A 19174-nucleotide genomic window follows, 5' to 3' on the forward strand; every position below is an offset into this window, starting at 1 on the left:
GGCCGTTTTGCTGTTTCAGCGGATCTGTGGCGATGCCTCGGCGCCTGCGGGCAACGCCGGCGCGCTGTCGTCCTTCAGGTCTACGCCGGAGCGCCCGAGCGCCGCCGCGCCGCAAAGCAGAAACACCAGCCGCTCGGCGGCCTGCGCGCAGGACAGCCCCTCGGGGCGCACATTGGAGATGCAGTTGCGCTCGGCATCGGTGCGGCCGACACGCGGCGCATGGGTCAGGTAGATGCCGAGGCTGTCGGGCGAACTCAGCCCGGGCCGCTCGCCGATCAGCATCACCACCTGGCGCGCGCCCAGGCGCTCGCCGATCTCGTCGCCCAGCGCCACGCGCGACTGCTCGGCCACCACCACGGGGCCGATCTGCCAGCCCTGCGGCAGACGCTGGCGCGCCGCCTGAAGCAGCGGCAGCGCATGGCGCTGCGTGGCCAGCGCGGACAGGCCATCGGCGATCACGAACACCACATCAGGCGCCTGCTGCGGTCGTGCCGCGTCCAGCCGCTTACGGCTGGCTTCGTCGAGACGACGGCCCAGGTCGGGGCGGCGCAGGTAGTGCTCGCGGTCCGGCGCCGCGCTGTGCACGGCCACGTGCGGCAGCCCGGCCGCATCCAGCGCCGCGGTGACGGTGCCCATCTCGAGCGCCAGATGCACCGCATCGCGCGCCTGGGCATGGGCCAGGCCGAAGGCCAGCACGGCGTCGGTGGGCTGGCTGTGGCCGGTGCGGCCCAGCGCGATGCGCGCGCGCGTGAAGCGGCGCAGCCGTTGCCACGGGTCGGCTTCGGCCGGGGCGGGAGCGGGGCTGGCGGGCGCCTGGCGTTTGGCCGTCATCGCGGTGCCTTACAAGGTGTGGGCCATCTGCAGCAGCGGCTGGCGCGCCGCGGGCTCCAGCAGCCGGCCGGCGCCGTCGGCAATGCCCATGCGCTGCAGCCAGGCCTCGAATTCCGGCGCCGGGCGCAGCCCCAGCACTTCGCGCAGGTACAGCGCATCGTGGAACGAGGTGCTCTGGTAGTTCAGCATGATGTCGTCGGCGCCGGGCACGCCCATGATGAAGTTGATGCCGGCCACGCCGAACAGCGTCAGCAGCGTGTCCATGTCATCCTGGTCGGCCTCGGCATGGTTGGTGTAGCAGACGTCGCAGCCCATCGGCACACCCATCAGCTTGCCGCAGAAGTGGTCTTCCAGCCCGGCGCGGATGATCTGCTTGCCGTCGTACAGGTACTCCGGCCCGATAAAGCCGACCACGGTATTGACCAGCAGCGGCGAGAACGCGCGCGCCACCGCATAGGCGCGCGCCTCCATGGTCTGCTGGTCGACGCCGTGGTGCGCGTCGGCCGACAGCGCGCTGCCCTGGCCGGTCTCGAAATACATCAGGTTGTCGCCCACGGTGCCGCGCGCCAGCCCCTGCGCGGCGTCGTGCGCCTCGGCCAGCAGCGACAGGCTGATGCCGAAGGCGGCATTGGCGCGCTCGCTGCCGGCAACGGACTGGAACACCAGGTCCACCGGCGCGCCCTGGCCGATCGCGCGCAGCGTGTTGGTGACATGGGTCAGCACGCACGACTGCGTGGGGATGTCGAAGCGGCTGCGCAGCTCGTCGATCATGCGCAGCAGCGAGACGATCGCGCCGAGGTTGTCCGAGGCCGGATTGACGCCGATGGTGGCATCGCCGCAACCATAGAGCAGCCCGTCGATGATCGACGCGGCAATGCCCTTGGGGTCGTCGGTCGGGTGGTTGGGCTGCAGCCGCACCGCCAGCCGGCCCGGCAGCCCCACCGTGCTGCGAAAGCGCGTGACCACCTGGCACTTGCGCGCCACCGCGACCAGGTCCTGGTTGCGCATCAGCTTGCTCACCGCCGCCGCCATCTCCGGCGTGATGCCGGGCGCCACCCGCGCCAGCGTGGCGCTGTCGGTCTCGTGCCGCAGCAGCCAGTTGCGCAGGTCGCCCACGGTGGTGGCATCGATCGCGGCAAAGGCGGCGGCGTCGTGGCGGTCGTGGATCAGGCGCGTGACCTCGTCGTCTTCATAAGGCACCAGCGCCTCGTTGAGGAAGCGCGTCAGCGGCACCTCGGCCAGCGCCAGCCTGGCCGCCATCCGCTCCTGTTCGCTCTGCGCGGCAAGGCCCGCCAGGGCATCACCGGCGCGCGCCGGGCTGGCCCTGGCCAGCAGCGTGCGCAGGTCGGCAAAGACGTGGCGGTGGTTGCCGATGGTATGGGTGTAGGCCATGCGTTGCGTTCCCGGACTTGGCGACAAACACGGATCGCGCGGCAAGCCGCGGGCCGCGCACGATTCCCCCTAATATAGACACCCTTTGCGTGTGCCGATATGCCAACATCGGCGCCAGATCGCGGCGGCAAGTGCGAACCAAGCAGCGACTGACGCAGCCATTACACCTGGATCGGCGAGAATCCAGAATTCCTTTCAGCAAATTGCATGCCGGAGACACCGATGAAAGACCCCGAACCGACCGTCACCCCGCGCCTGCCGCCGGCCGCGTGGTACAGCGTCGGCACCGTCGCCTACCTGCTGACCGTGCTGGCGCTCTGGACCGTGCTGCACGCCAACCTGGTGGCGGCGCTGCTGTCCGGGCTGCTGCTGTATTCGCTGGTGGACGTGCTGGCGCCGCGCCTGAAGCGCCTGCACCAGCGCCACGACGCGCTCGCGGTGGCAATCCTGTCGGCGCTGATCCTGCTGGGGCTGACGCTGGCGGGCTGGCTGCTGGTGCGCTTCGTCAGCGGCGAGGGCAATACCCTGGACGGCCTGCTCAACCACGTCGCCGACATCATCGACCGCTCGCGCGGGCAGCTGCCGCCGTGGGTCAGCGACGCGCTGCCCAACGGCGTCGACGAACTGGCCAACACGCTGATCGACACGCTGCGCGAACACGCCGCGATGGCGCAGAAGCTGGGCGCCGAGGTACTGCGCACGCTGGTGCATATCCTGATCGGCCTGGTGATCGGCGCGATGGTGGCGCTGTACCGCGCCGTGGCGCGGCCCAACCGGCGCCCGCTGGCAGCCGCGCTGGTGGCGCGCGCGCGCACGCTGCAGCAGGCGTTCTCGCAGTTCATCTTCGCGCAGATCCAGATCTCCACCATCAACACCGTGCTGACCGCGCTCTACCTGCTGCTGGTGCTGCCGCTGTTCGGCGTGCACCTGCCGCTGAGCAAGACCCTGGTGGTGATCACCTTTGTCGCGGGCCTGCTGCCAGTGCTGGGCAACCTGATCTCGAACACGGCCATCGTGGTGGCCTCGCTGTCGGTATCGCTGCCGATCGCGGTGGGCTCGCTGGTGTTCCTGGTGGTGATCCACAAGCTCGAGTACTTCCTCAACGCGCGCATCATCGGCGCGCGCATCCAGGCCGCGGCGTGGGAACTGCTGATGGTGATGCTGCTGATGGAAACGCTGTACGGCATCCCGGGCGTGATCGCCGGGCCGATCTTCTACGCGTACCTGAAGCGCGAACTGGCCGGTGCCGGGCTGATCTGAAGGCAGTGGCCGGCACGCCGGGCCGGTGGTAGGACCAACTCCCGGCCTCAACCGCCTCGGTATTCAGGCCCCGTCCTGCTCCACGCGGCTGCGCACGAAGTCGATGTGGGTCTGCATCGCCGTGCGTGCCTCTTCGGGGCGGCGCGCGCAGATGGCATCGCACAGCGTGCGGTGCTGCAGCAGCAGCAGGTCGGAGGCGCCGTCGTCCTGTTCGCGCAGGCCGGTGCCGTTGATGGTGATGTGCTCGCGCAGCATGCCGATCACGCTGGTATGCAGGTGCAGGAACATGGTGTTGTGCGAGGCCTGGGCGATGGCGTCATGCAGCTGCGCGTCGGCATCGGCCTCGGCCTGCTTGTCGTCGGCGGCGCGCGCGCGTTCCAGTTCGGCCATCAGCGCACGGATGCGCTTCACGTCGGCGGCATCCGCGCGCAACGCCGCGAAGTAGGCGGTGGCGCCTTCCAGCACGCGGCGGAACTCCAGGATGTCTTCGCGCAGCGCGGGATGGTCGGCCACCAGCTGGCCCCACGGCGAGGCAATGCCGGCGCGCAGCTGGTCGGTGGCATAGACGCCCGCGCCGCGCCGGCTCTGCAGCAGGCCGCGCGCGGCCAGGCGCTGGATCGCCTCGCGCACGGTGTTGCGCGCCACCGCGTACTGCTCGGCCAGCGTGCGCTCGGCCGGCAAGCGCGTGCCGGGTGGCCAGGTGCCGTCGAGCAGCGCGGTTTCCATGCGCCGCATCACCGACTCCACGCGTCCGCGGGCATTCCCGTGCCTGGCTGCCGTCATGCCGTATTCCCTCGCTCCTGAACGTGCGCGGAGCGCATTCTGAATTGGTCCGACCAATTTGAACCGCCGCGCGGAAGCGGGAATTATGCGCCCAAACGTGCGACCCAGCACGTGTGGAGCGAGACATGAAGGATCGTCAGTACCCCAGCGGCCCTGCCCCCACGCAGGCCTACCTGTTTGCCACCTGCCTGGTCGACATGTTCGTGCCGCAGGCCGGCCTCGATGCCGTGCGGCTGCTCGAGCGCGAAGGCCTGACCGTGCATTTCCCGCGCGGCCAGAGCTGCTGCGGCCAGCCCGCCTACAGCAGCGGCAACCCGGACGCGGCGCGCGCGGTGGCGCGAGCCCAGCTCGACCTGTTCGGCCAGCCATGGCCCGTGATCGTGCCGTCCGGCTCGTGCGCCGGCATGATGCGGCACCACTGGCCGCAGCTCTTTGCCGACGATCCGGTGGCCGGCCCGAAGGCGCGCGAACTGGCCGGGCGTGTCTACGAGCTGGGCGAGTTCCTGCTGCACGTGCTGAAGGTGGACTTCGGCACTGCCGCGTCGTCGGCCCAGCCGTCGGAGCGCATCGTGCTGCATACCTCGTGCGGCGCGCGCCGCGAAATGGGCACGCGCGGGCACGGCGTGGCCCTGGTCGATGCGCTGCCGGGCGTGACCCGCGTCGAGCATGCGCGCGAGTCGGAATGCTGCGGCTTCGGCGGCACCTTCTCGCTCAAGCATCCCGATATCTCGGGCGCCATGGTGCGCGACAAGGTGGCGTCGGCCTGCGCCACCGGCTGCGACCGCCTGGTCTCGGCCGACTGCGGCTGCCTGCTCAATATCGGCCATACCGCCGCGCACGACCGCGCCCCGCTGCAGGTAGAACACCTGGCCAGCTTCCTGTGGCGCCGTACCGGAGGTGCCGCATGAGCACGCCTGGCGCCCGCGAACGCATGCTGGGGCGGCTGCGCGCCGCCGCGCCCGTGCCATCACCGCAAACCACTGAGCTCGATCGGCGCATCGACAGCCATTTCGAAGCGCGCCGCCACGGCACGTCAGCGACGGGCGACCGCGTCGCCGCGATGCAGGCCGCGCTGCAGGGCCTGCATGCCGAGGTCTGGTGCGCCGACTCCACCGCCTGGCCCGCCTTGCTGGCTGCGGAACTGGCCAGGGCCGGCGTGAAGCGGCTGCTGCTCGATCCGGCCAGTCCGGCCGGCGCGGCGCTGGCAGCCGCGTTGCCGGCGGCGATCGAAGCCATCGGCTACGACCGCCCGCTCGAGGCGTGGAAGGCCGAACTGTTCGACACCGTCGATGCCGGCTTCACCGTGGCGCGCTCCGGCATCGCCGCCACCGGCACGCTGGTGCTGGCGCCCGACGCGGGCTCGCCGCGCACGGTGTCGCTGGTGCCGCCGCTGCATGTGGCGCTGGTGCGGGCCTCGACACTGCATGACGACCTGCACATGGCCGCCCGCGCCGAGCGCTGGGCCGGCGGCATGCCGACCAACCTGGTGCTGGTCTCCGGCCCGTCCAAGACCTCGGACATCCAGCAAACCCTGGCCTACGGCGCGCATGGTCCGCGCCGGCTGTGGGTGGTGATCGAGACCGATAACGCGGAGGCCGCGCGATGAGCGAGCAAACCCTGCAGTTCGTTGCGCCGCAGGCGTTCAAGGCCCGCGCCCGCGAGGCGCTGGACGACCCCAAGCTGCGCCAGAGCTTTCGCGGCGCGATGGACTTCCTGCAAGGCAAGCGCCTGGCGCAGTTTCCCGACGCCGACGAGCTCGAGCGCCTGCGCGACCTGGGCGAGGCGGTGCGCCAGCACGCGCTGGCCAACCTGCCGGACCTACTGGTGCAGCTGGAACAGAAGCTGACCGCCGCCGGCGCGCAGGTGCACTGGGCCGAGACCGCCGACGAGGCCAACGCCATCATCCACGGCATCGCCAGCGCCAGGCAGGCAAGGCGCGTGATCAAGGGCAAGTCGATGGCCAGCGAGGAGATCGAGCTGAACCATTTCCTGGCTGAACGCGGCGTGGCGTGCATCGAGTCGGACATGGGCGAGTACATCGTCCAGCTGGCCGGCGAGAAGCCCTCGCATATCGTGATGCCGGCGATCCACAAGACCAAGGGCGATATCGCGCAGCTGTTCACCGAGCATATCCCCGACACGCCTTATACCGAGGACGTCGACGCGCTGATCCAGACCGGCCGCCGCGCGCTGCGCCAGGCCTTCGTCGAGGCCGACATCGGCCTGTCCGGCGTGAACTTCGCCGCCGCCGACACCGGCACGCTGTGGCTGGTGGAGAACGAGGGCAACGGCAGGCTCTCCACCACCGTGCCCGACGTGCATATCGCCATCATGGGCATGGAGAAGGTGGTGGCCAGGCTGGAGCACATCGTGCCGCTGTCGACGCTGCTGACGCGCTCCGCCACGGGCCAGGCCATCACCACCTATTTCAACCTGATCTCCGGCCCGCGCCGCGCCGGCGAGCGCGACGGCCCGCGCGAAGTGCACCTGGTGCTGCTCGACAACGGCCGCACCCAGGCCTATGCCGACGCGCAGCTGCGCGCCACGCTGCAATGCATCCGCTGCGGCGCGTGCATGAACCACTGCCCGGTCTACACCCGCATCGGCGGCCACGCCTACGGCACCACCTACCCGGGCCCGATCGGCAAGATCCTGTCGCCGCATCTGCTGGGGCTGGACGCCACCGCCGACCTGGCCACCGCCTCGAGCCTGTGCGGCGCCTGCGGCGAGGTCTGCCCGGTGCGCATCCCGATCCCGCAACTGCTGGTGCGCCTGCGCACGGAGGCCAACCGCGCGCCCGACCAACCGGTCGCCAACCCGCTGCGCGGCCAGGGCGCCAAGTACAGCCGTGGCGAGCACCTGGTGTGGCGCTTCTGGAGCGGCGCCTATGCGCACCCGGCGGCGTACCGGCTGTTCCGCTGGGCCGCGACGCGGCTGCGCGCGCTGACACCGGCGCGGCAGCTGGGCTGGACGCAGCACCGCACGCCGCTGAAACCGGCGGCGAAGAGCCTGGCGGACCTGCTGAAGGAAAAGGGGCAGCCGGAGTAGGCGGCGCCGGGCGCGGCGCTGACGCTTCCCCACGCCCGCTTGTTTGCTCCCCTCTCCCGCTTGCGGGAGAGGGAGCACACAAGCGCGGACTGACGTCATCACGCATCCCACAACAACAAAGCTTTCCCAAACCACCACCAAATCAGGAGACCACCCTTGCAACCCTGGACCCAACTCTACACACCACTGGGCAGCCTGTGGCTGTCCTCGCTGGCGGCAGCGATCCCCATCGTGTTCTTCTTCATCGCGCTCGCGGTCTGGCGCATGAAGGGCCATGTCGCCGCGGCGGTGACGCTGCTGCTGGCGCTGGCCGTGGCAATCTTCGCTTATGGCATGCCCGCGCAGCAGGCGCTGGCCGCGGCCGGCTTCGGCTTTGCCTACGGCCTGTGGCCGATTGCGTGGATCATCGTGACCGCGGTGTTCCTTTACAAGATCGTGGTCAAGACCGGCCAGTTCGACGTGATCCGCGCCTCGGTGCTGTCGATCACCGACGACCAGCGCCTGCAGATGCTGCTGATCGGCTTTGCCTTCGGCGCCTTCCTGGAAGGCGCGGCGGGCTTCGGCGCGCCGGTGGCGATCACCGCGGCGCTGCTGGTGGGGCTGGGCTTCAACCCGCTGTACGCGGCGGGACTGTGCCTGATCGCCAATACCGCGCCGGTGGCGTTCGGCGCGATGGGCATTCCCATCATCGTGGCCGGGCAGGTGACGGGCCTCGACCCCTTCCATATCGGCGCCATGGCCGGGCGCCAGTTGCCGCTGCTGTCGCTGCTGGTGCCGTTCTGGCTGGTGTTCATGATGGACGGCGCCAAGGGCGTGCGCGAGACCTGGCCGGCGGCGCTGGTGTGCGGCGGCAGCTTTGCCGTGACGCAGTACTTCACCTCCAACCATATCGGGCCGGAACTGCCGGACATCACGTCGGCACTGGTGAGCCTGGTGTCGCTGGCGGCGTTCCTGAAGGTGTGGCAGCCGCGCAGCGCGTCGCAGCGAGCCGGCGGCAGCGCTGGCAACGTCAGTGGCGGCACGGTCGCGCTCGCTGGCTTTGGCGGCGGCTTCGGCGGCGCGATGGCAAGCCGCAAGGCGTCGCCCTACACGCTGGCGCAGACGCTGCGCGCATGGGCGCCGTTCGGCATCCTGACCGCCATCGTCACGGTGTGGAGCCTGCAGCCGTTCAAGGCGCTGTTCGCCGCCAACGGCCCGCTGGCGGGCACGGTGCTGAAGTTCAAGGTCCCGGGTCTGGATCAACTGGTGATCAAGGCCGCGCCGATCGTGGCCACGCCCAAGGCCTATGACGCGGTGCTGAAGATCGACCTGCTCTCCGCCGTCGGCACCGCGATCCTGCTGACCGCGCTGATCTCCGCCGTGCTGCTGCGCATGAAGCCGCGCGACCTGCTGGCCACGTTCGGCGAAACGCTGGTGGAACTGGCGCGCCCGGTGCTGTCGATCGGGCTGGTGCTGGCATTCGCCTTTGTCGCCAATTACTCCGGCATGTCTTCGACACTGGCGCTGCTGCTGGCCGGCACCGGTGCGGCGTTCCCGTTCTTCTCGCCGTTCCTGGGCTGGCTGGGCGTGTTCCTGACCGGATCCGACACCTCGTCCAATGCGCTGTTCTGCGCGCTGCAGAACACCACCGCGCACCAGATCGGCGTGTCCGACACGCTGATGGTCGCGGCCAACACCACCGGCGGCGTCACCGCCAAGATGATCTCGCCGCAATCGATCGCGGTGGCCTGCGCTGCGACCGGGCTGGTGGGCAAGGAATCGGAGCTGTTCCGCTTCACGGTGAAGCACAGCCTGCTGTTCGCGGTGATCATCGGCGTGATGACGATGGTGCAGGCGTACTGGCTGCCGGGGATGATTCCCGGGTGATGCCCGTATCGCACCGCTTGCGTGCTCCCTCTCCCGCTTGCGGGAGAGGGGAGCAAACCAGCGGTGAGAGCTGACCACGCCGCCCCTACTCCAGGAACTCGTCCCCTTCAGTGAGCGGCGCATGCCGGTACGTCGCCGGCGTCCGGCTCAACTTCACCGGCGCACCCAGGCCCCGGTACCCCCCTTCCATCTCCACCACCATCTCGCGGTGCCGCGTATGCGGATGCTGCAAGGCATCTGCCACCGACAGCACCGGCGCGCATGGCACGCCCGCGGTCACCAGCGTATCCGCCAGCGCCTTGCCGTCGAGCGTGCGCATGCGCGCTTCCAGCTCCGCCTTCAGCGCGACGCGATTGACCGAACGCGCGCCGGCCGTGGCGTAGCGCTCGTCGTAGGCCAGCGCCGGCAGCTGCAGGTGCTCGCACAGGATGCGGAACTGCCGGTCGTTGCCCACCGCCAGGAACACCGGGTCGGTGGCCGTGGCGACGGTGTCGTACGGATAGATGTTGGGATGCGCATTGCCGGTGCGCTGCGGCGTGTTGCCGCTCATGAACCAGTTGGCCGCATGCGGATGCAGCAGCGACAGCCCCGAGTCGTACAGCGCGGCCTCGACGAACTGCCCGCGCCCGCTGCGGGCGCGCTCCTGCAGCGCCAGCAGCACGCCGATCACGGCGTTGAGGCCGGTCACCATGTCGACCACCGGCAAGCCCACGCGCAGCGGCTCGCCATCGGCCTCGCCGTTGATGCTCAGGATGCCGGACATGGCCTGGATCGCGGCATCGTAGCCGGGCAGGCCGCCCAGCGGACCGTCGGCGCCGAAGCCGGACACCCGGCAATGGACCAGCCGCGGGAAGCGCGCCGACAGCACGTCGTAGCCCAGGCCCCACTTCTCCAGCGTGCCGGTCTTGAAGTTCTCGACCAGCACGTCGGCCTCGGCCAGCAGCGCCAGCAGCACCTCGCGGTCCGGCTCGGCCGTCAGGTCCAGCCGCATCACGCGCTTGTTGCGGTTCAGGCCGAAGTAATACGACGCCACGCCATCCTTGAAGGGAGGGCCCCAGGTACGGGTGTCATCGCCCTGCGGCGGTTCGATCTTGAGCACGTCGGCGCCGTGGTCACCCAGGATCTGGCCGCAGTACGGGCCGCCCAGGATGCGCGACAGGTCGACCACTCGGATGCCGGCGAGCGCGCCGGGACGGGCTTGGGTCATGGCTGCAATCCTCCGGGCGTTGTCAGTCAAGCTGGGCGCCGGACTTCTGCACCACGGCACGCCACTTGCCCACCTCGGCCTTGACGAAACTGCCGAGCTGCTCCGGCGTGGTCGACGGGGCGAACTCCAGGCCTTGCGCCTGCAGCGTCTTGCGCACGTCGGGCTGCTTCAGCGCCTCGGCAAAGGCGCGGTTGAGCTTGCCGACCACCTCCGCCGGCGTGCCGGCGGGCGCGACCACGCCGAAGAACACCGACACGTCAAACCCGGGCACGCCCTGCTCGGCTACCGTCGGCACGTCGGGCAGCGCCTGCGAGCGCGCCTTGGTGGTTACGCCCAGCGCGCGCACCTTGCCGCTCTTGATGAAGGGCATCGCGGTCAGCACGTCGGTGAAGGTCATGCTGACCTGGCCGCCCAGCAGGTCGTTCAGCGCCGGGCCGGTGCCCTTGTACGGGATATGCTGGAAATCGGTGCCGGTGACGTTGTTGAACAGCACGCCAGCCAGGTGCGACGAAGCGCCATTGCCGGACGAGGCATAGGTCAGCTTGCCGGGATGCGCCTTGCCGTAGGCGATCAGCTCGTTGACGTTCTTCGCCGGCACCGACGGATTGACCACCAGCACGTTGGGCAGCTGGCCGATCTGGATCACCGGGGTGAAGCTCTTGACCGGGTCGTAGTTGATCTTGCGGTACAGGCTGACGTTGATCGCCAGCGGCGCCGAGGTGCCGAACATCAGCGTGTAGCCGTCGGGCTCGGCGCGCGCCACCGCCTCGGCGCCGATATTGCCGCCGGCGCCGGCGCGGTTCTCGACCACCACCGGCTGGCCCAGGCTGGTCTTGAGCGCGGCGGCCAGCGTGCGGGCCATGGCGTCGGTGGGGCCGCCCGGCGGATAGGTGACGACCATCATGATGGGCTTCGAGGGGAAGTCCTTCTGCGCGAAGGCGGGGGCGATAAACAGCGAGCACGCGGCGATGGCCGCGACGCGGTGCCAGAGTTTCATGGCGTTGTCTCCTGGTGTAGGACGTCTCCCGCGGGGTAGGCGGGATGGTTGGGGCGCTGGGGTTGGGGGTGCTCCCTCTCCCGCTTGCGGGAGAGGGTTGGGGAGAGGGCGGGAGCCTCTCACGAAGTCGGTGCTTTCGGTATGCCACCGCCTGCCCTCACCCCCGGCCCCTCTCCCGCACGCGGGAGAGGGGAGCAAACAGCGGGTTCGGGCAAGCGATGTCAGAACACGTTAACCGCATCGACCGCGCCGGCGGCGCGCACCACGCCATCGTCGGCGGGCGCCACGGTCTCGGCCAGCCAGGCCGGCTCGGCGCTTGCCGCCAGCGGATCCTGCGGCAGCACGCGGTGGCGCAGCACCAGCTGCGCCAGCCGCATGCGGCGCACCGAGCCGATGCGTCCGGCTTCCCAGGCCATCGCCACCGCGCTGGTCACGTGGTACAGCGCCGAGGCCGCCTGGCGCGCCAGCAGCTCGCCGTCGGCACCGGCCGCGGCGGCCTGGCCGGCCAGTCGGGCAGCGCTGGCGATGGCGCCTTCGACGACGGCGCGGGCGTCAGCCTGCATCGGGGTATCGGCCAGCAGCCCGGCCAGGTGCGCCTGCAACACCGGCAATGCCCCCTCGCGCCGGACCGCGCGCAGCACGTCGAGCGCGACGATATTGCTGGTGCCTTCCCAGATCGAGCCGAGGTGGGCGTCGCGTACCAGGCGCGGGTCGCTCCATTCCTCGATATAGCCGCAGCCGCCGCGAATCTCCATGGCGTCGCCGGTGACCTTGCGCGCGTCGCGGCAGGCGCGGAACTTGATCAGCGGGGTCAGGATGCGCATCAGCGCGTAGGCGTCGGGCTCGCCGGCGTCGGCGCGGCGCAGTGCCTCGGCGGTCTGGAACACCATGGTGCGGGCCTGCTCGGTCGGCAGCGTCAGCTTGAGCAACTGGCGACGCATCAGCGGCATGTCCTGCAGGCGCTTGCCGAAGGCCTGGCGCTCGCGGGCGATGAACAGGCCCTCGGTCAACGCGCGGCGCATCAGCCCGGCGGCGCGCACGCCGTTGGACAGGCGCGAGTTGTTGATCATGTCCGCCATCTGCACGAAGCCGCGGCCGGGCTCGCCGACCAGGTAGGCATGCGCGCCCTCCAGACGGATCTCGCCGCTGGCCATCGAGCGCGTGCCCAGCTTGTCCTTGAGCCGGATGATGCGGTAGTGGTTGGCGCTGCCGTCGGCCAGCCTGCGCGGCAGCAGGAACAGCGACACGCCCTTGTGGCCGGGCACGGCGTTGCCGGCCTCGTCTTCCACGCGCGCCAGCACCATCGCCAGCGCGGCATCGGGATTGGAGCAGAACCACTTGTCGCCATGCAGGCGCCAGCCGCCCTCGGCCGAGGCATCGCGCACCGCGCGCGTGGCGGTGGCGGCCACGTCGGATCCGGCGCCCTGCTCGGTCATGAACATCGCGCCCTGGTACAGGTCGTCAAAGACCTGGGTGGTCAGGTTGGGCAGGAAGCGCCCGACCAGCGCCGGATCGCCGAACTTGCGCAGCGTGCGTGTCAGCGAATCGGTCATCGACAGCGGGCAGCACAGGCCGAACTCCGCTTGCACGAACAGATACGTGAGCGCGTACTTTGCCGCCGGCGGCATGGGCTTGTCCCAGCCCAGCACGCCGCCGCGGTGAGAGGCCGCGGCGAGACCGAATTCCGCAAAGGCCACGCGCTCCATCTCGACATAGGCCGGGTGCTTGTCGATGCGCTGCGCATCCACGCCGGCGCGGGTGCGGTAAGTCAGTTCCGGCGGGTTGCGGTCGGCCACGCCGGCCAGCTCGTCGAGCACGCCGCCGGCCAGCGCGCCCATGCGCTCGAGGTGCGGCAGCAGGTGGCTGAACAGGTCCGGCGGCAGGTACAGCGGCAGCAGCGCGCGCAGGTCCGGGTCGGCGGCAAACAGGCTGCCGCCGTGGCGGTCCGGCACCGGATGCGCAGCGGGCGCGGCCGGGTGTTGCTGGGGGATGTCGCGCACGGCGCTGGATGGCATGGCTGGTCTCCTGGTTTGCTTGGGCGCCGGCTTGCGGCCCCTTTGGCCTCCATTATTCAAACCCCAAGGATTTGCGTCTAATTCTAAAATTGGCTTGATCCATATAATTTCTGTATCGCCATGGAATTCCGCCACCTGCGTTACTTCCTCGTGCTGGCCGAGGAACTGCACTTCGGCCGCGCCGCGCGCCGGCTGGCCATCTCGCAGCCGCCGCTGTCGCTCAATATCCAGCAGCTCGAGGCCTCGGTCGGGGCGCGGCTGTTCGACCGCGACAGCCGCGGCGTGCGGCTGACCGCGGCCGGGCGGGCCTTCCGCGAGTCGGCCACGGCGCTGCTGGCGCAGGCCGAGGCCGCGCGGGTGCTGGCGCGCGAGATCGAAGCGGGCGCCATCGGCCGCCTGCGCGTGGGCTTTGTCGGCTCGATGCTGTACCGCGGCCTACCGCAGACGCTGCGCGAGTTCGAGGCCGCCTATCCCGGCATCCACGTGGCCCTGACCGAGCTGAATTCGCAGGAACAGGTCGACGCGCTGCTGCATGACGAACTCGACGCCGCCTTCATCCACACCGGCCGGGTGCCGGACACGCTGCAGGCCACGCTGGTGCACGCCGAGCCGTTCGTCTGCTGCCTGCCCGCCGACCATGCCCTGGCCGCGCTGGCGCAGCTGCCGCTGACATCGCTGCGCGGCGAGCCGTTCGTGCTGTTCTCGCGCAAGGCCTCGCCCGACTATTACAGCCGGATCTTCGACATGTGCGCCGCGCAAGGCTTCTTTCCGCAGATCCGGCACGAGGTGCGGCACTGGCTGTCGGTGGTGTCGCTGGTGTCGCAGGGCATGGGCGTGGCGGTGGTGCCGGCGGCGCTGGCGCGCTCGGGCATGGCGGGCGCGGCGTTCCGGCCGCTGGCCGACGCCACGGTGCGCTCCGAGGTCTATTGCGCCTGGAAGACCGCGCCAGATCATCCGGCGCGCGACCACTTTGTCGCCATGGTGGCAGGCAAGCCGGCGCAGCCGAAGCGCAGCCATAAAGAAAAAGCCACCGGTCCAGGGACCGATGGCTTGTGAAGTACGCGTGGAACGGGGTGTTCAGCGTGCCGTGAGCTTAACGCCGCTGGCTTACGGCATCCATAACGCAAATGCAGTAATTGCACGATGGCGGGCCCGGCGCGGATTCGGGGTGGCATGACCTGACCGCCGCCAGCCTCGGTGGACGCCGGCTCGCGGTCGCGGGGCGTGCTCATCGACGACCCTTAGCGGTTATCATTCGCCTCCTGCCGTGCCTGGCGCGGCAAGGCTGGCGTGCCCGCCCTTTGAGGGGGCAACGTAAAGCCTCATTTGCGATACAATGAAAACGATTTTCATTTACACACCCCGGCGCGGTCGCACCGACCGCTTGGCGGCAGGCCGCGCCACGGACTGGAAGCATGATGCGGTTGTCTGAACTTCCACGGCGCACGCCCGCCGTAGTGCAATCGGTGGACGACGCCACCCCAGGGGATCCGGTTGCGCGCCGCCTGCGCGAACTGGGCTTCGTTGCCGGCGAGCCCGTGCAGGTCATCGCCTACGGGCCGTTCGGCATGGATCCGCTGGTGGCGCAGGTAGGCTTCACGCGCTTTGCCCTGCGCCGCTCGGAGGCGGCGCGCATCGGCGTGGAAATCGCCAGCGCCTCGGTCACCCGCATCGCCCCCGCCACGCAGGGCGACGAGACTGCCCAACCGTCCGCCAAGCGGACCGCCTGAGCCTTCCCCGGATTATGTCTGCAGCTGCTTCCCCCTCGGCCCTGCGCATTGCGCTGGTCGGCAATCCCAATTGCGGCAAGACCGCACTGTTCAACCGCCTGACCGGCAGCCGCCAGAAGGTGGCCAACTACGCCGGCGTCACCGTCGAGCGCAAGGAAGGCTACTTCGTGTCGCCGGCCGGACGCCAGGTGCGCATCCTGGACCTGCCCGGCGCCTACAGCCTGCATGCGGCCAGCCTGGATGAAGCGATCACGCGCGATGTCTGCCTGGGCCAGCGCGCCGGCGAAGCGCGTCCTGACCTGCTGGTGTCGGTGGTCGACGCGACCAACCTGCGCCTGCACCTGCGCTTCGTGCTGGAGTTGCGCCAGCTGGGGCTGCCGATGGTGGTGGTGCTGAATATGAGCGACGCGGCCGCGCGCCGCGGCATCCAGATCGACCGCGACAAGCTGTCGGCCGCGCTCGGCGTGCCGGTGGTCAGCACCGTGGCGGTCCGGCGCGACGGCGCCGCGGCGCTGGTCAGCCTGCTCGATGCCACGCTGCCGCCGGCCCCGCCGGCCGGCGCTGCGTCCGGCCCTGACTTCGACGTGCATGCCGAAGTCAACCGCCTGCTGTCGGCCGCGGTGAGCATGCCCGCGCGCACCGCCGCGCTGGACGACCGCATCGACCGCATCGTGCTGCACCCGGTGTTCGGCCTGCTGCTGCTGGCGGTGTTGCTGTTCCTGATGTTCCAGGCGGTGTTCTCGTGGGCCGAGCCGCTGATGGACGGCATCGAGGGCGGCGTGCACTGGGCCGGCGAGATGCTGGGCGCCTGGCTGCCCGACGGCATGCTCAAGAGCCTGCTGGTCGACGGCCTGGTCGCCGGGCTGGGCAGCGTGGTGGTGTTCCTGCCGCAGATCCTGATCCTGTTTCTGTTCATCCTGACGCTGGAGGAATCCGGCTACCTGCCGCGCGCGGCGTTCCTGCTCGACCGCCTGATGATGGGCGCGGGGCTGTCGGGGCGCTCGTTCATCCCGCTGCTGTCGAGCTTTGCCTGCGCCATCCCCGGCATCATGGCCACGCGCACCATCCAGGACCCGCGCGACCGGCTCACCACCATCCTGGTGGCACCGCTGATGACCTGCTCGGCGCGCCTGCCGGTCTATGCGCTGCTGATCGGCGCCTTTATCCCCGAGCGCACCGTGATGGGCCTGTTCAACCTGCAGGGGCTGGTGCTGTTCGCGCTCTACGTGGCCGGCATCGTCAGCGCGCTGGTGGTGGCCTATGCGCTCAAGTTCCTGCGCCGCGACCGCACCGACCATCCGCTGCTGATGGAGCTGCCGTCGTACCGCATCCCGAACCCGCGCGACATCGCCATCGGCCTGTGGGAGCGTGCCCGCATCTTCCTGTCGCGCGTCGGCAAGGTGATCCTGGCGCTGACGGTGCTGCTGTGGTTCCTGTCGACGTTCCCGTCCGCGCCCGAGGGCGCGACCGCGCCGGCGATCGACTACAGCTTTGCCGGCATGATCGGCCACGCGCTGCAGAAGGTGTTCGCGCCGGTGGGCTTCAACTGGCAGATCTGCATCGCGCTGGTGCCGGGGCTGGCCGCGCGCGAGGTCGCCGTTGGTGCGCTGGCCACCGTCTATGCGCTGTCGGGCAGCGAAGAGACCGTGGCCACGCAGCTGGCACCGATGATCGCCGCGCAATGGTCGCTGGCCACCGCGCTGTCGCTGCTGGCGTGGTACGTGTTCGCGCCGCAGTGCATCTCCACGCTGGCGGTGATCCGGCGCGAGACCGACTCCTGGAAGGTGATGGCGCTGTCGGCCGCCTACCTGACCGGGCTGGCCTACCTGGCCGCATTCGTGACCTACCGCGTCGCGCTGATGTTCAGCTGAGGCCCGCCGACGCCATGAGCCTCTATCAGGCCATCGAAACCCTGCTGGTCCCGCTGATCGTGCTGGCGTGCGCGGTGTCGGTGGTGTCGCGCTACGCGCCGCGCACGCGCGAGCGCGTCAAGGCGGCGCTGGCGGCGCGCCTGGGCGGCCCCGCCGCCGCGGGCTGGCGCGGCCGCCTGGCCCGCTGGCTGGCCCCGCAGGCCGCGGCCGGCTGCGCCAGCGGCTGCGACGACGGCGGCTGCAATACCTGCGACGCCAATACCAGCACTCCCACCGGCCAGGACAAGCCTGCCGAGCAGGTGGTGCGCTTCGTGCGCAAGCGCTGAAGCGCTTTTTCCTCCCTTATCCTCCACGCAGAAACGGGTACGCCCGCTGCTGCCGCATGGTGCGGCAAGCGGCGGGTTGCGCGCGTCCAGGCCTCGTGGCAGGCGACGGCGTGGGCCTTTTCCAGGCCAATCCGGCGCTTCGCGAGGCTTGTTCCCATGCACGCAGAATTGGGTACGCTTTGCACGCGCGCCTGTCGGGGCATGCACGCAGGGGTCGAAAACAGCCACGCAGAAACGGGTACGCTTGCGCCTTTACCAATCATTCCTGACACACCGCATGTGTCTCCCAAAAGCGAAACGCCCTCCATCCGGAGGGCGTCTCGCCAGCTGCGGGATACCGGCGCCTACCTGACCGTACCGTAGAACACCACCTTCAGCGGCGTATTGTCGGCGATCGCGGTGCAGGTCGCGGTGATGGTGAAGTCGCCGGGTCCGGTGCCGCTGGCGCGCACCTGGTTGGGCAGCATCACCATGCTCGGGCTCAGCGACACCGGACCGGTGCTGGACCATGCCCAGTCCTTGCACGCGGTGTACTGCGCATCCTCGCCCAGGTGCTTCATGCGCGCGGTCACCTCGATCGGCATCGGTGCAAGTAGCAGCAGCGTGATCGGATCCTGGTTGTCGCCCACCAGTGCCCATAGCGGGTTTTCCGTCACCGTCAGGGTGGCGCTGCGCCGCTCGCCCAGCTTGCTGCTGACCGCGGTCACGGTCAGGCTGCCCTGCACCGGACCGGTGTCGCCGGCCAGGCTGGTGCGCACCGTGGCGTCATGCGTACCCGCGGCTTCCGTCGCGGACAGCGTCGCCGAGCTTGCCGTGTAGCTCCAGTTGCCGTCGAAATCCGCGGTCACGTCCTGGCCGTCGTGGCGCAACACGCGCGCAGTGAAGGTGTCGGGACGATTGCTGAACACCTGCAGCGCGTTGACCTCGCGCCCGCCCTTGGTGGTCACCACGCGATAGGCCGCGGCGCCGTTCTTCTGCACCGTCACCGCGATGACGCCGGCGAGGGCATGTCCGTCAGGCGCGGTCACCGACACCGAGACACTGGCGGTGGCCGCGGTCGTCGGCGAGCCGTTGCTGGCCTTCAGCGTGGCGCTGTTCTGGCTGGCCGTGACCTGGACCGCGGTGCCGCTGCTGGACCAGGCCCAGTTGGAGACGCTGGCCGACACATCGCTGCCGTTGCTGTCGAGCAGCGTCACCTTGACCGGCAGTTCCTGGCCGTCGCTCATCGACAGGCTGGTGGCGGGCATCGACAGCGTGTAGCTCAGCGCAGATGCCGGCACCACGGTGATGGTGGCCGATTGCGCAGGCAGTTGCACAGTAGTGTTGTCGGTGCCCCGGACCGTGGCCACCACCTGCACGGTGGTGGTGCCCGGCGCAACGCCCCTGACCACGGCGCTGCCCGGCGTGCCGGCGCCCGGCGTCACGGTGGCTACGGCGCTGTCGGTGCTGGTCCAGTCGAAGGTGGTGCTGGCCGATACGTCGACGCCGTTGCTGTCGACGGCCAGCGCGCTGATGGTCAGCGTGCGGCCGACACCGACCTCGCCCGAGGTCACGCTCATCTTCGCGCTATAGGTCAGCGGCGTGGTGGTGCCGCCCGAAGCCGGCGCGGCGGGCGCGCTGCTGCCACCGCCACCGCCGCATGCCGCCAGCAACAAGGCTGCGGCCGAACCCGCCAGCCAGGATGTCCACGTTCTCAGTCTCATGATTGTTCCCCCCAGTCGTGTTTTTTTCCCGCGCTATCAGCCTAGGCACAAAGTGGCCCGCGCAATACCAGCCAGAGGACTGAGGTGCAGCGCACAGAACCTCGCCGCAAGTCATCCATCCAGCGCAGTACATCGCCATTCGGCC

At 69.8% G+C, this 19174-nt stretch carries 16 protein-coding genes; 9 read left to right on the forward strand and 7 right to left on the reverse strand.

Translation table 11 applies throughout. From position 1 onward, the window contains the following. Positions 1 to 15: 15 nt before the first annotated feature. On the reverse strand, positions 16 to 831 hold the full coding sequence (gene eutC / locus U9J39_RS00320; protein WP_326346264.1) for an ethanolamine ammonia-lyase subunit EutC: 816 nt from the start codon (positions 829 to 831) through the stop codon (positions 16 to 18). A gap of 9 nt (positions 832 to 840) precedes the next feature. Next, the gene (locus U9J39_RS00325; protein WP_326346265.1) at positions 841 to 2223 is read right to left on the reverse strand and encodes an ethanolamine ammonia-lyase subunit EutB; all 1383 of its coding nucleotides are present in this window, start codon (positions 2221 to 2223) and stop codon (positions 841 to 843) included. A gap of 222 nt (positions 2224 to 2445) precedes the next feature. Here U9J39_RS00325 and U9J39_RS00330 point away from each other — a divergent pair, with 222 nt between their 5' ends. Continuing rightward, positions 2446 to 3483, forward strand: coding sequence for an AI-2E family transporter (locus U9J39_RS00330; RefSeq protein ID WP_115711863.1), 1038 nt, complete (start codon positions 2446 to 2448; stop codon positions 3481 to 3483). 63 nt (positions 3484 to 3546) lie between these two features. Here the strand turns inward: U9J39_RS00330 and U9J39_RS00335 are convergent, their stop codons facing one another. Further along, a complete protein-coding gene (locus tag U9J39_RS00335; RefSeq protein WP_172581803.1) occupies positions 3547 to 4266 on the reverse strand; it encodes a FadR/GntR family transcriptional regulator in 720 nt (239 codons plus the stop codon). Between the two features lie 125 nt (positions 4267 to 4391). On the opposite strand from U9J39_RS00335, the gene U9J39_RS00340 reads away from it, so the two are divergent. The 4 genes from U9J39_RS00340 (at position 4392) to U9J39_RS00355 (ending at position 9180) form a co-directional block, all read left to right on the forward strand. Beyond that, the gene (locus U9J39_RS00340; protein ID WP_326346266.1) at positions 4392 to 5174 is read left to right on the forward strand and encodes a (Fe-S)-binding protein; all 783 of its coding nucleotides are present in this window, start codon (positions 4392 to 4394) and stop codon (positions 5172 to 5174) included. After that, positions 5171 to 5872: a LutC/YkgG family protein gene (locus U9J39_RS00345; RefSeq protein WP_116313691.1), complete on the forward strand. Its 702-nt coding sequence runs from the start codon at positions 5171 to 5173 to the stop codon at positions 5870 to 5872. The genes U9J39_RS00340 and U9J39_RS00345 overlap by 4 nt, the downstream gene beginning before the upstream one ends. Further along, the gene (locus tag U9J39_RS00350) at positions 5869 to 7314 is read left to right on the forward strand and encodes a LutB/LldF family L-lactate oxidation iron-sulfur protein (protein WP_326346267.1); all 1446 of its coding nucleotides are present in this window, start codon (positions 5869 to 5871) and stop codon (positions 7312 to 7314) included. The genes U9J39_RS00345 and U9J39_RS00350 overlap by 4 nt, the downstream gene beginning before the upstream one ends. 156 nt (positions 7315 to 7470) lie before the next feature. Next, positions 7471 to 9180 carry a lactate permease LctP family transporter gene (locus U9J39_RS00355; RefSeq protein ID WP_115711859.1) on the forward strand — a complete coding sequence of 570 codons (1710 nt, stop codon included), beginning with the start codon at positions 7471 to 7473 and terminating at the stop codon, positions 9178 to 9180. Positions 9181 to 9265: 85 nt separating this feature from the next. On the opposite strand, the gene U9J39_RS00360 is transcribed toward U9J39_RS00355, so the two are convergent. From U9J39_RS00360 to U9J39_RS00370, 3 genes are all read right to left on the reverse strand, one after another. Continuing rightward, positions 9266 to 10387, reverse strand: a complete 1122-nt coding sequence (locus U9J39_RS00360; RefSeq protein ID WP_326346268.1) for a CaiB/BaiF CoA transferase family protein — start codon at positions 10385 to 10387, stop codon at positions 9266 to 9268. Positions 10388 to 10409: 22 nt separating this feature from the next. Continuing rightward, complete coding sequence (locus U9J39_RS00365) at positions 10410 to 11384, reverse strand: Bug family tripartite tricarboxylate transporter substrate binding protein (protein WP_116313694.1); 975 nt, start codon at positions 11382 to 11384, stop codon at positions 10410 to 10412. Positions 11385 to 11605: 221 nt separating this feature from the next. Then, a complete protein-coding gene (locus U9J39_RS00370; RefSeq protein WP_326346269.1) occupies positions 11606 to 13399 on the reverse strand; it encodes an acyl-CoA dehydrogenase family protein in 1794 nt (597 codons plus the stop codon). A 120-nt stretch (positions 13400 to 13519) separates the two neighbouring features. Here U9J39_RS00370 and U9J39_RS00375 point away from each other — a divergent pair, with 120 nt between their 5' ends. The 4 genes from U9J39_RS00375 to U9J39_RS00390 all read left to right on the forward strand — a co-directional run bounded on the left by U9J39_RS00375 (position 13520) and on the right by U9J39_RS00390 (position 17326). Continuing rightward, positions 13520 to 14455 (forward strand): LysR substrate-binding domain-containing protein, encoded by a 936-nt coding sequence (locus U9J39_RS00375; protein ID WP_115682126.1) that lies wholly within the window; start codon positions 13520 to 13522, stop codon positions 14453 to 14455. A gap of 362 nt (positions 14456 to 14817) precedes the next feature. Continuing rightward, complete coding sequence (locus U9J39_RS00380) at positions 14818 to 15129, forward strand: FeoA family protein (RefSeq protein ID WP_115682125.1); 312 nt, start codon at positions 14818 to 14820, stop codon at positions 15127 to 15129. Positions 15130 to 15143: 14 nt separating this feature from the next. Beyond that, a complete protein-coding gene (gene feoB, locus U9J39_RS00385) occupies positions 15144 to 17000 on the forward strand; it encodes a ferrous iron transport protein B (RefSeq protein WP_116313697.1) in 1857 nt (618 codons plus the stop codon). Between the two features lie 14 nt (positions 17001 to 17014). After that, entirely contained in the window at positions 17015 to 17326 is a 312-nt protein-coding gene (locus U9J39_RS00390) for a DUF6587 family protein (protein WP_116313698.1), read from the forward strand. 344 nt (positions 17327 to 17670) lie between these two features. On the opposite strand, the gene U9J39_RS00395 is transcribed toward U9J39_RS00390, so the two are convergent. Beyond that, entirely contained in the window at positions 17671 to 19029 is a 1359-nt protein-coding gene (locus tag U9J39_RS00395; protein ID WP_326346270.1) for a hypothetical protein, read from the reverse strand. Positions 19030 to 19174 lie beyond the last annotated feature (145 nt).

It is taken from the genome of Cupriavidus sp. SS-3 (assembly GCF_035818815.1).
GTDB classification, from domain to species: domain Bacteria; phylum Pseudomonadota; class Gammaproteobacteria; order Burkholderiales; family Burkholderiaceae; genus Cupriavidus; species Cupriavidus taiwanensis_C.

Bases quoted from the DNA above. Each gene is read 5' to 3' on its own strand.
- U9J39_RS00340 (WP_326346266.1), top strand. From the start codon at position 4,392: ATGAAGGATCGTCAGTACCCCAGCGGCCCTGCCCCCACGCAGGCCTAC.
- U9J39_RS00395 (WP_326346270.1), bottom strand. From the start codon at position 19,029: ATGAGACTGAGAACGTGGACATCCTGGCTGGCGGGTTCGGCCGCAGCC.
- U9J39_RS00335 (WP_172581803.1), bottom strand. From the start codon at position 4,266: ATGACGGCAGCCAGGCACGGGAATGCCCGCGGACGCGTGGAGTCGGTG.
- U9J39_RS00350 (WP_326346267.1), top strand. From the start codon at position 5,869: ATGAGCGAGCAAACCCTGCAGTTCGTTGCGCCGCAGGCGTTCAAGGCC.
- U9J39_RS00345 (WP_116313691.1), top strand. From the start codon at position 5,171: ATGAGCACGCCTGGCGCCCGCGAACGCATGCTGGGGCGGCTGCGCGCC.
- feoB (WP_116313697.1), top strand. From the start codon at position 15,144: ATGTCTGCAGCTGCTTCCCCCTCGGCCCTGCGCATTGCGCTGGTCGGC.
- U9J39_RS00370 (WP_326346269.1), bottom strand. From the start codon at position 13,399: ATGCCATCCAGCGCCGTGCGCGACATCCCCCAGCAACACCCGGCCGCG.
- U9J39_RS00375 (WP_115682126.1), top strand. From the start codon at position 13,520: ATGGAATTCCGCCACCTGCGTTACTTCCTCGTGCTGGCCGAGGAACTG.
- U9J39_RS00325 (WP_326346265.1), bottom strand. From the start codon at position 2,223: ATGGCCTACACCCATACCATCGGCAACCACCGCCACGTCTTTGCCGAC.
- U9J39_RS00365 (WP_116313694.1), bottom strand. From the start codon at position 11,384: ATGAAACTCTGGCACCGCGTCGCGGCCATCGCCGCGTGCTCGCTGTTT.
- U9J39_RS00360 (WP_326346268.1), bottom strand. From the start codon at position 10,387: ATGACCCAAGCCCGTCCCGGCGCGCTCGCCGGCATCCGAGTGGTCGAC.
- eutC (WP_326346264.1), bottom strand. From the start codon at position 831: ATGACGGCCAAACGCCAGGCGCCCGCCAGCCCCGCTCCCGCCCCGGCC.
- U9J39_RS00380 (WP_115682125.1), top strand. From the start codon at position 14,818: ATGCGGTTGTCTGAACTTCCACGGCGCACGCCCGCCGTAGTGCAATCG.
- U9J39_RS00330 (WP_115711863.1), top strand. From the start codon at position 2,446: ATGAAAGACCCCGAACCGACCGTCACCCCGCGCCTGCCGCCGGCCGCG.
- U9J39_RS00390 (WP_116313698.1), top strand. From the start codon at position 17,015: ATGAGCCTCTATCAGGCCATCGAAACCCTGCTGGTCCCGCTGATCGTG.